Here is a 13,612-nt window from a genome sequence, read left to right as displayed (position 1 = left end):
TTTATTGGCCTGATTCCCCCTAGGCAACGAGTGTTATAAGGATGTGACCGTAGTCACTTATCTTCGCGCGGAAATTGCACTAGCTTGAATCTAAATCAGGAACACCTGATCTTTCGCGTCAAAGGCCGTTCGCACCTTTCGATCGAGGAGATTTTCTATGACTTCACTCCCCCAGGTGGCGCCGCGCATCGCTAAGCTCACAGCGCTAAGCCTCGGCGTCGCCCTTCTGGCTACGGCTTGTGGCGGTTCGTCCACGCCGTCGTCAACCGGTTCTGCTACAGCCCAGGCAGCAGGCATCGCATGCCCGGCCCCGAGTGCAACCGGCGGGGCCACCACCGCGGCTGGCGCCGGCGGCGCCGTGCCCCCTTCCTCGACCACCACCGAGACCCCGCTCAAGCTCGGCTCCCTGCTGCCGACCACCGGCTCCCTCGCCTTCCTCGGCCCGCCCGAAATCGCGGGTGTCAACCTTGGCATCAAGGAGATCAATGACGCCGGGGGCGTCCTGGGCAAGCCGGTCGAGGTGATCCACCGCGACTCGGGCGATACCAAGACGGACATCGCCACGCAATCCACGTCCGCGCTCCTGGGCCAGGGCGTCAGCGCCATCATCGGTGCCGCCTCCTCGGGCGTCTCCAAGACCGTGATCAACCAGATCACCGGCGCCGGTGTGATTCAGTTCTCGCCGGCCAACACCTCGCCGGACTTCACCGCCTGGGACGACAAGGGCCTCTACTGGCGCACCGCCCCCTCGGACGTCCTGCAGGGCAAGGTCCTGGGCAACTACATGACCACCTGTGGCGCCCAGACCGTCGGCATGATCGTACTGAACGACGCATACGGCACCGGCCTGGCCAAGAACGTGCAGGCGGCGGTTGAAGCAGCCGGCGGCAAGGTTGTGGCGCAGGAACTCTTCAACGAAGGCGACTCACAGTTCTCCAGCCAGGTGGACAAGGTCCTCGCGGCCAAGCCCGATGCCATCGCCCTGATCACCTTCGACCAGGCCAAGAGCATCGTGCCGCTGATGACGGGCAAGGGCATCAAGCCCACCCAGATCTTCATGGTGGACGGCAACATGTCCGACTACAGCAAGGACTTCAAGGCCGGCACCCTGAAGGGTGCCCAGGGCACCATCCCGGGCACCTTCGCCAAGGATGACTTCAAGAAGAAGCTGCTCGGGATCGACCCCGCGCTGAAGGATTACAGCTACGCAGGCGAGTCCTACGACGCCGTGAACCTGATCGCACTGGCTGCCGAAGCGGCCAAGAGCACCAAGGGCGTGGACATCGCCAAGCAGCTCAAGGCGGTCTCCGAAGGCGGCGAGAAGTGCAACAACTTCGCCTCCTGTGTCACCCTGCTCCGCAACGGCAAGGACATCGACTACGACGGCCAGTCCGGCCCCGTAACGTTCTCCGACGCCGGGGACCCGACGGAAGCCTACATTGGCATCTACGAGTTCCAGGATGACAACACCTACAAGCCCGTCAAGGAAGAATTCGGCAAGCTCTAACACCGGATACCACCCAGATACACAAGAGACCCCCGTCCTCCCGGACGGGGGTCTCTTGTGTATTCGTCGTATGTAGGGAGTGGCGGCGGAGGACGCGACCGGGCCCCGGCGTCACGCAGCGCAGGCTTCAACCAGTCCCGTCCACCGCGACCCCGAAGAACCGGACTAACCCGGCGGGCGCAGGCCCAACACTCTGCGCCACGTGACATCGCCGACGGGAACGGGCCGGCGTCGTCGGGCTGGCTGTCGGCGGCCGTGGGGCTGCAGAAACGGATTAGCGCTACGGAATCGGACGCGGGCTACGCGGGCCCGGGGTGCGACGGTCCGGAATCGGTGCGGAAACGTGGCACGGGGTGCCGTGGTGGCCGGGCCGGCGTCGGGGCCAGGGGGTGGCCATGTGAGCTGCGAATCGAAAATGTGCTGCGGAAGCGGATAAGCGCTACGGGATCGGACGAAGGCTACCCGGCTCTGGGGTGCGCCGGTCCGAATCCGGCGCGGAAACGGACACTAGGCGGCTCCGGGGTGCGCCTTTCCGGAATCGGTGCGGAGACGTGGCCCGGGTGCCGCAGAGCGTTCGGTGAGAATAACGCAGAGGGCGACGGAGGCAGGTGCTTGCGAAAGCGCCGTTGTTGGGGAGGAACGGGCGCAGGCGCCGAGCAAGTGGCTGTCTCCGGAGCCACGGCCGACATCACGCCCGCCACGGCCAACAATCACACCCGGGTACGCAGAAGGGCCGCCACCGGTGCGGTGACGGCCCTCTGGGAGTGCGCGGACGAACTAGTCGACGGTGTCGGCCAGGGTGCCCAGGTACAGCTGGATGACCTTGGGGTCCTTCATGAGTTCCCGTCCGGTGCCCGTGTACGCGTCCTTGCCCTGGTCTAGGACGTAGCCGCGGTCGCAGATCTGCAGGCAGCGGCGTGCGTTCTGTTCCACCATGATGACGGAGACGCCGGCCCGGTTGATCTCGTGCACCCGCAGGAAGGTCTCGTCCTGCTTGACGGGGGAGAGGCCGGCGGAAGGCTCATCGAGCAGCAGCACGGCCGGATCCATCATCAGGGCCCGCCCCATGGCGACCATCTGGCGTTCGCCGCCGGAGAGCGAACCGGCGCGCTGGGCACGCCGCTTGGCCAGTTCCGGGAACAGCTCAGCTACAAAGTCGAACCGTTCGGCGAAGTCCTTCGGCCGCTGGAACATGCCCATCTGCAGGTTCTCTTCGATGGTCAGGGCCGCGAACACGTTGTTGGTCTGCGGAACGAAGCCCACACCCCGGCTGACCAGCTTGTTGGCCTTCAGCCCGGTGATGTCCTGGCCACGGACCACCACGGAGCCGGAGTGGACCTTGACCAGGCCAAACATCGCCTTCAGCAGGGTCGACTTGCCGGCGCCGTTGGGGCCGATGATGCCGATCAGTTCACCCTTGCGGGCCTCGATGCTGCAGCCGTTGAGGATGTTCACGCCCGGGATGTAGCCGGCCACCAGGTCGGTGACCTTAACAACCGAGTCGCCGTCGTAGGTGTTCTTGGCGGCTGCTGCCGCGCTGGTGGCGCTCATTCTGTGTCCTTCTCTGTCCGGGTCGGCTCGCCGCGGGTGGGCTCCTCGGCGCTGCGCCTGCCGTGCGGTGCCCCGTTGGCGGTGTCGGGCTCTGCCGCCTCCGTCACGAGGACATCGGAGGAGATCAGGCCGGCGTTCTCGGTGCCGACAATCGATTCCTCGTCGGCCTCAAGTTCGGCTGCGAGCTCCTTGATGCCTTCCGAATCGCCCAGGTCGACGTCGTGGTGGGCGCCCAGGTAGGCGTCGATCACGGCCGGGTTCTTCATGACCTCGGCGGGCGGGCCCTCGGCGACGATCTTGCCCTCGGCCATCACCACCACCCAGTCGGCGATGTGGCGGACCATGTGCATGTCGTGCTCGACGAACAGCACGGTCATGCCCTCGGCCTTGAGGTTCTTGATGTGGTCCAGCAGGGACTGGGTCAGCGCCGGGTTGACGCCGGCCATCGGTTCGTCCAGCATCACGAGCTTCGGACGCACCATCAGCGAGCGGGCCATCTCCAGGAGTTTCCGCTGGCCGCCGGAGAGGGACGCGGCATAGTCGTCCTTCTTGGCGTCGAGCTTGAACTTCTCAAGCAACACGTTGGCTTCTGCGGTGATCTTCTTCTCCTGGCCGCCCCAGATTCCCTTGAACAGGGCCTTGGAGAGCTTCTCGCCGGACTGGTCAGACGCACCAAGGCGCATGTTCTCCATCACGGTGAGCTTGCCCATGACCTTGGTCAGCTGGAAGGTGCGGACCATGCCCATACGCGCCACCTTGTAGGAGGACACGCCGGCCAGGCTGTTGCCCTCGAACTGCCACTTGCCCGAATTCGGGGTGTCGAAGCCGGTCAGCAGGTTGAACAGGGTGGTTTTGCCGGCGCCGTTGGGGCCGATCAGGGCCGTGATTTTGTGCCGCGGGATCTCGAGGTACTCGACGTCGACGGCGTTGATGCCCCCGAAGCTGCGGGTCACGTTTTCCGCCACCACGATCGGGTCGCGCTTTTTGCAGCCGGGAGCGATCTCGCCGGCGGCGATGGGACGGTTGTCCGTCATGTAGTCGATGGTCTCGGCGTCGCCGGTGGTCCCGGCGGCCGCCTTGGATTCTTCGCTGTGCATGCTCATGCGAACGCCAGCTCCTTCTTGTTGCCGAAGACGCCCTGGGGCCTGAAGATCATCAGCAGCATCAGCGCGATGCCAACCAGGATGTAGCGCAGCTGGCCGGCCTGGACCGTGTTCAGCCACGTGACGGCGCCCGATTCGATCAGGCCGTACAGCACGCCCTGCGTCAGGGACAGCACCACCCAGAAGATCATCGCGCCGACGACGGGCCCGAGCACGGTGCCGAGTCCGCCGAGCAGCAGGCAGGTGTACAGGAAGAACGTCAGCTCCGTACCGTAGTTGGCCGGCTGCACCGCACCGCGGGGGAGCGTGAACACCATGCCCGCGAGGGCACCAAGCACGCCGCCGATCACGAGGGCCTGCATCTTGTACGAGTAGACGTTCTTGCCGAGGGAGCGGACCGCGTTCTCGTCCTCGCGGATGCCCTTGAGGACGCGGCCCCACGGGCTGCGCATCAGCAGCCAGACCAGCACGCAGCAGACGATCACCAGGCCCCAGCCGACGATCCGGATGAAGAAGTCACGGTTGTTCATGCCGAAGTAGGACCCCGCGGGGAACGGGTTCATCGCGTAGAAGTCGCCCTCGAAGGCGGCCAGGCCGTTGGCCGAACCGGTCACCGAGGTGAGCTGGTTCGTGGTGACGATGTAGCGGACGATTTCCGCGGCCGCGATCGTCACGATGGCCAGGTAGTCGGCGCGCAGCCGGAGGGTGGGGATGCCGAGCAGCAGGGCAAAGATAGCCGAGCAGACGACGGCGATCAGCAGGCCCACGAAGAACGGCACGTGGAAGGTCAGGGTGGAGATGGCGAAGCCGTACGCCCCCACCGCCATAAAGCCGGCCTGGCCGAAGTTCAGCAGGCCCGAGTAGCCGAAGTGGACCGCCAGGCCGAGGGCGGCAAGCGCGTACGCCGCCGTCGTCGGGCTGAACAGTTCACCGGCAGCGCTGGAAAGAATAAATCCGAAGTCCATGTCTGTCTCCTAACCCACGCGCTCGCGGCGGCCCAGGATGCCCTGAGGCCGGAACAAGAGGACAACGATCATAATGAACAGTGCTCCCACATATTTGAGGTCGGCTGCGAGGCCGAACACGGTGGTCAGCTCCACAAAGATGCCGACGATGATGGATCCGAACAGGGCGCCCCAGACCGTGCCGAGGCCGCCGAGGGTCACGCCGGCGAAGATGAGCAGCAGGATCTGCGAACCCATGTCGAAGGTGACGCCGGGACGGTAGTAGGCCCAGAGGATGCCGCCGAGGGAGGCGAGCATGCCGCCGGTGACCCAGACGATCCGGATGACCGAGTCGACGTCGATGCCGGAGGCGGCCGCGAGGGCCGGGTTGTCGGCCACCGCGCGGGTGGCCTTGCCCAGCCGGGTCTTGAGCAGCACGACGCCGAGGACGGCAATGACCACCACGCTGATGAGCAGGGACCAGAGGTTGTTGGGCGAGATGGAGACCGGCCCGATCTGGATTTCCGCGCTCTGGGCGAAGGGCAGCTGCTGGGTGGCGCCGCCGAAGTAGAACTGGATCACGTAGCGCACCGCGAGGGCGAGGCCGATGCTGACGATCATCATCGGGACCAGGCCGGTGCCGCGGCGCCGCAGCGGTTTCCACAGGCCCGCGTCCTGGACGTAGCCGAAGAGGCCGCCGCCGAGGAGCGCCAGGATGATCGAGAGCCAGAACGGCAGGTTCATGGCGTTGAAGCCGAAGACCAGGACGGCGCCGAGGGTGACCATCTCGCCATGGGCGAAGTTGGTCAGGCCGGTGGTGCCGAAGATCAGGGACAGGCCCACCGACGCGAGGGCGAGCAGCAGGCCGAAGCTCAGCCCGGCCACCAGGCGGTTAAGTAGGTTCTGGCCGAAATCCTGCTGCTGGATGACGATGCCCTTGCCGAAGGCGAAGATCACCGAGAGGTTGGAGGTCTGGCTGAAGGTGACCTTGCGGGGGTTTTCCTGGCCCTCGGCGAGCTTGATGCCCTCCGGAAGCGTCTTGACGTCCAGTTCCACCTCATAGGTTCCCTGGGTGGGGACGCCGATGTTCCAGGAGCCATTGGCGCCCGATTTGGCTGTTCCCTTGAAATCGCCGCTCTTGGCGGTGATGGTGACACCGGCGAGCGGGGCGCGGTCGTCGCCGCGCAGGAAGCCGCTGATGCTGTTCTGGAACGTGGTGCTCGACGGGGATGGTGTCGGCGACGGGGTCGTGGCCTGCGATGCCGGGGCGACGATCAACAGGAGGGCGGCCACGGCGGCGAAAACGGCCCCCACAGCTTTCATGATCCTGCCGCGCCGTCTCTGCGACAGGCCTCTCGGTGTGCTTCTCAAATTGAAAACCTCCACATGGGGGTGGTCTGGGTTGCGCCGTTGCAACCGCTGCGAACGTTCAGGGGACGACGGCGGGGCGGATACTGCGATGCGATGGAGCCGGTAAAGCCTGTGACCTTCGTCACCCTGTTGGCCCAATGTTACAGCCCGGCCGGGGCTTCCAATGCCGCCGCGAGCAGGCAGAACGTCGCGATCGCGTAACAACCGTGAAGCCGGCCACGCAGGCTGGTTTAGCCGGGCTAAAGAAAACTTTTGTTGATCCGGAGGATTCCTAAACAGTCGCGGGCCCGCCGCTCAGTGGCCGCGCCCCGAACCGGGTGAGCGCCCAAGGTTTACCCAAGTTGGCCCGGGGTAAGGTTCGTGCAACGGCGTCCCCCGGGGCGCCCGTCCTCAGGTTGGTGCTGTGGTGTGATCCCAATGCGTATGTCGGAGGGACGACCGGTGAAACGGTGGTCCAGATACCTAGCCGCCGGCGCAGCCGCGCTGGCGCTTCTGCTTGTGCCAGCGCTCGTGTCGGGTCCGTCCACCGCCGGGGCGCAGGCGTGCGTCAGCGGGACAGCGCCGGCCGTGGATCCCTACCCCGGCACCACGGCAGTGGCAACAAACTTCGAGACGGGCTCCCTGGACGAGCGGCTGCAATTGTCCACGGCAGGCACCGGAGCCGCGTCCCTGTCCTCTGCCGCCGCCCACTCCGGTACCTGCTCCATCCGGCTCCACACCACCACGGACCCGGAATCCCTCGCGAAAGCGAGCGTGGGCCTCGGTGCCGGGACGCGCGAAATCTACGCCGACGGCTGGTTCAACATCGCCACCGAGGGCCCCGTCGGCAACAACGTCCCGTACATGCGGATTTTCTCCGGCGGCGTCCGGATCATGGATGTCTTTCGGCAGAACGTCTCGCACGAGCTCGTGCTGCGGACCACGACGCCGCAGGGATTCGCGTACACCAGCCTGGCGCCGAATGTGCGGAACGGGATCTGGCACCGTCTGGTGATGCACGTGGTCCCCAACGGTCCCGCGACCGGCGTTCAGATCTGGTGGGACGGCCGGTCCGTCTTCGACTCCAACACCATCAACATCGTTGCCACCACGGCCGACACGGTGCAGCTGGGGTCCGAACATGACCAGCAAAAGGGTGACATCTACGTCGACGACCTGGTGGTCAACGGCGGCACGGGCGTCCCGGCACCGATCCCCGGGGTCCTGCCCGTGCCGAAGCCCGGCATCCTGAAACGGCCCGGCGAGGTGGACAGCGGCACGGATTCCGAGTTCCTGGCCCGGGGTCGCGCCGGCCGGGCCGGTCCGGCCGATCACGCCTGAGCCGGCCCGGCAGATCACGCCTGAGCCGACCCGGCAGATCACGGTTGTGTTGCGGCCGGACCCCGGCGGGAACTATCCCTGCCCACCGGGCGTGGGAATTGGTAGCGTGAAGCGTACCGATCTTCACGAGCTCTCATCACCTACCCCCTTAACCTGGAGGACACCAGCAATGGCACTTGGCGGAAACCCGATCTTCAACGGAAAGAACTTCCGTGGAGCCACCCAGGCACCGCCTGCCCCGCAGGCCCCCTACGGACAGGGCTACGGCCAGAACGCCTACGGCCAGGCTCCGTACGGCCAGAACCCGTACGGCCAGAACGGCTACGGCCAGGCCCAGGCCGGCTGGAACCCTGCGCAGCAGGCGATGAGCAACGACCAGCTGCAGGACATGTACAACCGCCCCGCCGCGGGACCGGCCGACAGTGGCCGCATGACCTTCGACGACGTCATCATGAAGACCGCGGCCTGCCTCGGCGCCGTGATTGCCGGCGCGGCCGTCACCCTCGTGGTGGCCCAGGGCCTGGCCTCCATGCTGATGATCGTCGGCGCGCTGGGCGGCTTCGTCCTGGCCCTCGTCAACACCTTCAAGAAGCAGCCCTCCCCGGCGCTGATCCTGGCCTACGCCGCGCTCGAAGGCCTGTTCCTGGGCGGCCTGACCCGGATCCTCGACGGGATGTTCCCCGGCGTCGGACTGCAGGCCGTCATCGGCACCCTCTCCGTCTTCGCCGTGACCCTGGTGCTGTTCAAGAGCGGCAAGGTCCGCGCCACGCCCAAGGCCATGCGCTTCTTTATGATCGCAATGATCGGCTACGCCGTCTTCGCGCTCATCAACATGGTCATGATGTGGACCGGGGCGGTCGACTCCCCGTTCGGCCTGCGCACCAGCTTCCAGATCTTCGGCATCCCGCTGGGCGTCTTCATCGGCCTGCTCGCGATCGGCCTGGCCGCGTTCTCCCTGATCATGGACTTCACCAGCATCGAGGCCGGCGTCCGCGCCGGCGCCCCGCAGCGCTTCTCCTGGACCGCGGCGTTCGGCCTCACCGTCACCCTGGTGTGGCTCTACGTTGAGATCATCCGCCTGCTGGCCATCCTCCGCGGCGACGACTAGCAGCCGCAAGCAGCAACCGCACGCTAAGAAGCGGGTCCCGCCGGGAAGGCGGGGCCCGCTTTGTCGTTGCCGTGCCTCAGCTGAGGCGTTCCAGGATGACCGCCATGCCCTGGCCGCCGCCCACGCACAGGGTGGCCAGGCCCAGGCTGCCGTCGCGTTCGCGCAAGCCGTTGAGCAGGGTGGTGGTCATCCGGGCGCCGGTCATGCCGAACGGGTGCCCCAGGGCGATCGCGCCGCCGTGGACGTTCAGCCGCTCCGGGTCGATCCCCAGTTCCCGCGCGCTCGCCACCACCTGCACCGCGAAGGCCTCGTTGAGTTCCACCAGGTCGATGTCGCCGATGGTGAGGCCTGCACGCGTCAGCGCCCGCCGGGTCGCCTCGACCGGGCCCATGCCCATCAGTTCGGGGGACAGGGCGCTGACGCCGGTGGCGACGATGCGGGCCAGCGGTTCCAGCCCCAGATCCTTTGCCCGGGCATCGCTCATCACCACGACGGCGGCCGCGCCGTCGTTGAGCGGGCAGGCGTTGCCGGCGGTCACGGTGCCCTCGCTCCGGAAGACCGGCTGCAGGGCGCTCACCGCGTCCAGGGTGACGCCGGACCGGGGGGAGTCGTCCCGGTCAATGACGGTGCCGTCGCGGCGTGTGTACGGGGTGATCTCCCGGGCGAAGAACCCGGAAGCGAGGGCCGCCTCCGCCCGGTTCTGGCTCTGCACCGCCCAGGCGTCCTGTTCCGCGCGGCCGATGCCGTAACTGGTGGCGACGTTTTCCGCGGTCTGGCCCATCGAGATGTAGATGTCCGGCATCCGGCCGCCCAGCCGTGGGTCGGTCCAGGGGGTGTTGGACGCGGCCCGGGCCGCGGTGCGCTGCCGGGCCGGCTCGAACAGGGGGTTGTGGGTGCCGGCGTCGGTCTCCCCGGCCCCGGCCCAGTCCCGGTACCGCGAGACCGCTTCCACCCCGGCCGCGACGAAGGCTTCGCCCTCGCCGGCCTTGATCGCGTGGAACGCCATCCGCAGGGTCTGCAGGCTCGAGGCGCAGAAGCGGTTGATGGTCGCGGCGGGCACGTTGTCGAGCCCGGCCAGGATGGTGACCACCCGGGCCATGTTGGACCCGGCCTCGCCGCTGGGCTCGGCGCAGCCCAGGTAGAGGTCGTCGAGGCCGCGGCTCTCGTCGTTCGGGTCGAAGGCGGGGATCTTCGCGAGGGCGGCGGCCACCATGGCGGCGGCCAGGTCGTCGGGGCGTTCGTCCTTCAGCGATCCCTTGAAGGCGCGGCCGATCGGGCTTCGGGCGGTGGCAACGATGACAGCTTCAGGCATGCGCCCAGCCTACGCCGGGGCGCCCCGGTTGGTCAGGCCGGCACGGGTCAGGCCAGCCGGCGGGCGCCCGCCGCCGGGCGCACCGGGAATATCTCCGGCGCCGCGTAGCCTGCCCGGGCGAAGGCGCTTCCGACGGCGGCCCGCAGCCCATCCTCCGCGTCCGCCGGGGCAAGGGCGATCGCGCAGCCGCCGAAGCCGCCGCCGGTCATCCGGGCACCGATCGCGCCGGCGGTGCGGGCCGTGTCCACCGCCATGTCCAGCTCCGGGCAGGAGATCTCAAAATCGTCCCGCATCGAGGCGTGGGAAGCGTCCAGCAGCGGCCCGATCGCCCGCGGCCCGGGGCCCTCGAGCAGCTCCACGGTCCTCAGCACCCGGTCGTTCTCGGTGACGACATGCCGGACCCTGCGGAATGTCTCCGCATCAAGCAGGCCGGCAGCCTCCTCGAGGTCCCCGACCCCCACATCGCGCAGGGCCCGGACGCCGAGCACGTCCGCGCCCAGCTCGCAGGACGCGCGCCGGGCAGCGTAGCCGCCGCTGGCGTGGGAATGCGAGACCCTGGTGTCGATGACCAGCAGCACCAGGGACGCGCCGTCGGCGTCGAACGGCACCAGACGGACGGCCTGGTCGCGGCAGTCGAGGAACACGGCTCGACCCGCCGCGCCCCGGAGCGAGGCCGACTGGTCCATGATCCCGGTGGGGGCGCCGACGAAGTCGTTCTCCGCGCGCTGGGTGGCCAGCACCATGTCCTGGACGCTGAGGCCCGTGCCGGTCAGCTCGTTGAGGGCCAGGATGACGGCGCACTCGATGGCGTGCGAGGAGGACAGGCCTGCCCCGCGCGGCACGTCCGAGTCGAGCAGCAGGTCAAGGCCCGGGACGGTGACGCCGCGCTGCTGCAGGGCCCACAGCACACCGAGCGGATATTTGGTCCAGCCCTTGGCCGCGACGGGGTCCAGCGCGGCGGCGTCCGCCGTCGTCAGCCCCTGGTTTCCGAAGGTGGACAGCATCCGCACGGCGGAATCGGACCGGAGCCGGACGGCCACCCTCGCGGCCCGGTCGATGGCGAACGGCAGCACGTAGCCCTCGTTGTAATCGGTGTGCTCACCGATCAGGTTGACCCGGCCCGGGGCCTGCCAGATGCCGTCGGGGGCGGCCCCGAAGGCGGCCTCGAACCTCGAACGGAGTTCCCTGGTGCCCAGCGGGACGCTCATCGTGTGCTTCCTTCCGTGCCGGCGTCGCGGAGCCGGGCAGCGACGGCCTCCGGGGTGGTGTCGTTGATGAAGGCCCCCATGGCCGCCTCGGAGCCGGCCAGGTACTTCAGCTTGTCCGCGGCCCGGCGCGGGGAGGTCAGCTGCAGATGCAGGTACCCGGACGGGCGCAGCAACCCGTCCAGCGGCGCCTGCTGCCAGGCGGCAATGTACGGCGTGGGGCTGGGGTAGAGGGCATCGAGGCGCCGCAGCAGGTCCGGGTACAGCCGGGCGAGTTCGTCCTTCTCGCCGCCGTCGAGGCCCGCAAGGTCGGCCACCTGCCGGTGCGGGACCAGGTGCACCTCCAGCGGCCAGCGGGCGGCGAAGGGCACGTAGGCGCTGAAGTGCCTGCCCTCGAACACCATCCGGCTGCCGTCGGTCCGTTCGGCGCGCAGCAGCGAGCCGGTCAGGGTGTCGCGGCCGTCGGCGTCGTCGTAGTACTTCCGGGCCGCCGCGGCCAGCACGGCGGCGCGCGGCGGAACGAACGGGTAGGCGTAGATCTGGCCGTGCGGGTGGTGCAGCGTGACGCCGATCTCCGCGCCCCGGTTCTCGAACGGGAACACCTGGCGGATGCCGGGCAGCGCGCTGAGCGCCGCGGTGCGGGCGGCCCAGGCGTCCACCACGGTGCGGGCCCGGATCTCGCTGAGGCGGCCGAAGGATCCGGTGTGGTCCTGCGTGAAGGACACCACCTCGCAACGGCCGTACGCGGGCACGCTGGTGCCCCACGCCGGCTGCCCCGGGAGCTGCCCGACGGCGGGCCCCAGGGACGGGAAGCGGTTCTCAAACACGACGACGTCGTAGTCCGGCGCCGGGACCTCGGTAGGATTCTCCGGGGTGCTGGGGCAAAGCGGGCACTCATCGGCCGGCGGAAGGTGCGTCCGGGACTGGCGGTGCGCGGCGATGGCCACCCATTCACCGGTGAGGGCGTCGAAGCGCAGCTCGCCGGCGGCACTGCGGCCCCCGGGAGCCCGAAGGTCCGCGAACGCCGGCCGCGGGCGCCCCCGCCGCCGGGCGTCCGTCTCCCCGGCGCCGCCGTCGGGGACGTCATCGAAGTAGAAGAGGTCCCGGCCGTCGGCGAGGGTGGCCTGGGTCATGCTGTGGGCGCGCATTCCCTCATTCGATCAGACTTCGCGAGCTTCCGGCAAAGCCCCGCCGTGTACGGCCGGCGGCCCGGTTCGGTACCGTGGTGCCCATGGACCGCACCGCATCCCACGCCTCCCCGTCCGACGCCTCCGCCCGGCGCTACGCGAGCGGCCGGCAGTATGAGCTGCGCCGCGGCGACGCCCTGGCGGTCGTGACCGAGCTGGCGGCCGGGCTGCGGCTCTTCACCCGGGCCGGGGTCCAGCTGACGGAGAGCTACGGGGACGACGAGATCTCTCCGGGCGCCGCCGGGATCACCCTGGCGCCGTGGGCGAACCGCGTGGAGGACGGCCTCTGGTACCTCGACGGGAAGAAACAGCAGCTCGACATCACCGAGGTCTCCCGCAACAACGCCAGCCACGGACTGCTGCGCAACGCCTCCTACGACCTCGTGGACGAGTCCGAGTTTTCGGTGACCCTGGAAGCCACCGTGTTCCCGCAGCACGGCTACCCGTTCCTGCTCCGGCACCGGGTGGGCTACGAACTGGACGAGGGGCTGGGGCTCACCGTCCGGCAGACGCTGGTCAACGACTCCCAGGCGCCGGCGCCGTTTGTCCTGGGCGCCCACCCCTACCTGCGCCTCGGCGAAGTCCCGGCCGAAGACCTCACCGTGACCGTCGGCGGCCGGACCCGGCTGGTGACGGACGAGCGTCTGATCCCACGCAGCACGGAGCCCGTGGACGGCGGCTTCGACCTCCGCGCCGGCCGCCCGGTCGACGGCGCCACCCTGGACTGCGCGTACACCGACCTGGACTTCGACGGCGGCGTGGCCCGCAGCACCCTGCACGCGCCCGACGGCCGCAGCGTGAGCCTCTGGCAGGATGCGCACTGCCGCTACGTCCACGTCTTTGTCACCGACGCGTTCCCCGGCCGCACCCGGGCCGTGGCGCTGGAGCCGATGACCGGCCCCGCCAACGCCTTCAACAGCGGTGACGGCCTGAACTGGCTGCCGCCGGGGGAGTCCTTCACCATGAGCTGGGGAATCACGGCCGCGCTTGGGGCCTAGCCGGGT

11 protein-coding genes are annotated in these 13,612 nt (G+C 68.5%); 4 read left to right on the top strand and 7 right to left on the bottom strand.

Annotated elements, in window-relative coordinates; genetic code table 11:
• Positions 1 to 157: 157 nt before the first annotated feature.
• Positions 158 to 1,507, top strand: coding sequence for an ABC transporter substrate-binding protein (locus AC6I9V_RS04065; RefSeq protein WP_497898438.1), 1,350 nt, complete (start codon positions 158 to 160; stop codon positions 1,505 to 1,507).
• Positions 1,508 to 2,284: 777 nt separating this feature from the next.
• Here AC6I9V_RS04065 and AC6I9V_RS04060 read toward each other — a convergent pair.
• From AC6I9V_RS04060 to AC6I9V_RS04045, 4 genes are read right to left on the bottom strand one after another with little or no spacing between them, the layout of a single operon-like run.
• Positions 2,285 to 3,058 (bottom strand): ABC transporter ATP-binding protein, encoded by a 774-nt coding sequence (locus AC6I9V_RS04060; protein ID WP_349412474.1) that lies wholly within the window; start codon positions 3,056 to 3,058, stop codon positions 2,285 to 2,287.
• On the bottom strand, positions 3,055 to 4,161 hold the full coding sequence (locus AC6I9V_RS04055; RefSeq protein ID WP_497898437.1) for an ABC transporter ATP-binding protein: 1,107 nt from the start codon (positions 4,159 to 4,161) through the stop codon (positions 3,055 to 3,057). The genes AC6I9V_RS04060 and AC6I9V_RS04055 overlap by 4 nt, the downstream gene beginning before the upstream one ends.
• Positions 4,158 to 5,126, bottom strand: a complete 969-nt coding sequence (locus AC6I9V_RS04050) for a branched-chain amino acid ABC transporter permease (protein WP_146335428.1) — start codon at positions 5,124 to 5,126, stop codon at positions 4,158 to 4,160. The genes AC6I9V_RS04055 and AC6I9V_RS04050 overlap by 4 nt, the downstream gene beginning before the upstream one ends.
• A gap of 9 nt (positions 5,127 to 5,135) precedes the next feature.
• Positions 5,136 to 6,428 carry a branched-chain amino acid ABC transporter permease gene (locus tag AC6I9V_RS04045; protein ID WP_349412477.1) on the bottom strand — a complete coding sequence of 431 codons (1,293 nt, stop codon included), beginning with the start codon at positions 6,426 to 6,428 and terminating at the stop codon, positions 5,136 to 5,138.
• Between the two features lie 615 nt (positions 6,429 to 7,043).
• Here AC6I9V_RS04045 and AC6I9V_RS04040 point away from each other — a divergent pair.
• Complete coding sequence (locus AC6I9V_RS04040) at positions 7,044 to 7,796, top strand: polysaccharide lyase family protein (protein ID WP_497898436.1); 753 nt, start codon at positions 7,044 to 7,046, stop codon at positions 7,794 to 7,796.
• 169 nt (positions 7,797 to 7,965) lie between these two features.
• Entirely contained in the window at positions 7,966 to 8,904 is a 939-nt protein-coding gene (locus tag AC6I9V_RS04035) for a Bax inhibitor-1/YccA family protein (protein ID WP_497898435.1), read from the top strand.
• A gap of 76 nt (positions 8,905 to 8,980) precedes the next feature.
• Here the strand turns inward: AC6I9V_RS04035 and AC6I9V_RS04030 are convergent, their stop codons facing one another.
• From AC6I9V_RS04030 to galT, 3 genes are read right to left on the bottom strand one after another with little or no spacing between them, the layout of a single operon-like run.
• On the bottom strand, positions 8,981 to 10,216 hold the full coding sequence (locus AC6I9V_RS04030; RefSeq protein WP_497898434.1) for an acetyl-CoA C-acetyltransferase: 1,236 nt from the start codon (positions 10,214 to 10,216) through the stop codon (positions 8,981 to 8,983).
• A 47-nt stretch (positions 10,217 to 10,263) separates the two neighbouring features.
• Positions 10,264 to 11,424, bottom strand: coding sequence for a galactokinase (galK, locus tag AC6I9V_RS04025; protein ID WP_497898433.1), 1,161 nt, complete (start codon positions 11,422 to 11,424; stop codon positions 10,264 to 10,266).
• On the bottom strand, positions 11,421 to 12,569 hold the full coding sequence (galT, locus tag AC6I9V_RS04020) for a galactose-1-phosphate uridylyltransferase (protein WP_497898432.1): 1,149 nt from the start codon (positions 12,567 to 12,569) through the stop codon (positions 11,421 to 11,423). Before galT ends, galK begins: the two co-directional genes overlap by 4 nt.
• An 83-nt stretch (positions 12,570 to 12,652) precedes the next feature.
• Here galT and AC6I9V_RS04015 point away from each other — a divergent pair, with 83 nt between their 5' ends.
• The gene (locus tag AC6I9V_RS04015; RefSeq protein ID WP_497898431.1) at positions 12,653 to 13,606 is read left to right on the top strand and encodes an aldose 1-epimerase family protein; all 954 of its coding nucleotides are present in this window, start codon (positions 12,653 to 12,655) and stop codon (positions 13,604 to 13,606) included.
• Positions 13,607 to 13,612: the final 6 nt, after the last annotated feature.

It is taken from the genome of Arthrobacter sp. SlRoot2-15, assembly GCF_059739345.1.
Note: the sequence above shows the minus strand (reverse complement) of the source record. Positions and strands in the feature narration are given on the sequence as shown.

Coding starts and splice junctions, on each gene's coding strand:
- AC6I9V_RS04065 (WP_497898438.1), top strand. CDS start 158: ATGACTTCACTCCCCCAGGTGGCGCCGCGCATCGCTAAGCTCACAGCG.
- AC6I9V_RS04060 (WP_349412474.1), bottom strand. CDS start 3,058: ATGAGCGCCACCAGCGCGGCAGCAGCCGCCAAGAACACCTACGACGGC.
- AC6I9V_RS04055 (WP_497898437.1), bottom strand. CDS start 4,161: ATGAGCATGCACAGCGAAGAATCCAAGGCGGCCGCCGGGACCACCGGC.
- AC6I9V_RS04050 (WP_146335428.1), bottom strand. CDS start 5,126: ATGGACTTCGGATTTATTCTTTCCAGCGCTGCCGGTGAACTGTTCAGC.
- AC6I9V_RS04045 (WP_349412477.1), bottom strand. CDS start 6,428: ATGAAAGCTGTGGGGGCCGTTTTCGCCGCCGTGGCCGCCCTCCTGTTG.
- AC6I9V_RS04035 (WP_497898435.1), top strand. CDS start 7,966: ATGGCACTTGGCGGAAACCCGATCTTCAACGGAAAGAACTTCCGTGGA.
- AC6I9V_RS04030 (WP_497898434.1), bottom strand. CDS start 10,216: ATGCCTGAAGCTGTCATCGTTGCCACCGCCCGAAGCCCGATCGGCCGC.
- galK (WP_497898433.1), bottom strand. CDS start 11,424: ATGAGCGTCCCGCTGGGCACCAGGGAACTCCGTTCGAGGTTCGAGGCC.
- galT (WP_497898432.1), bottom strand. CDS start 12,569: ATGCGCGCCCACAGCATGACCCAGGCCACCCTCGCCGACGGCCGGGAC.
- AC6I9V_RS04015 (WP_497898431.1), top strand. CDS start 12,653: ATGGACCGCACCGCATCCCACGCCTCCCCGTCCGACGCCTCCGCCCGG.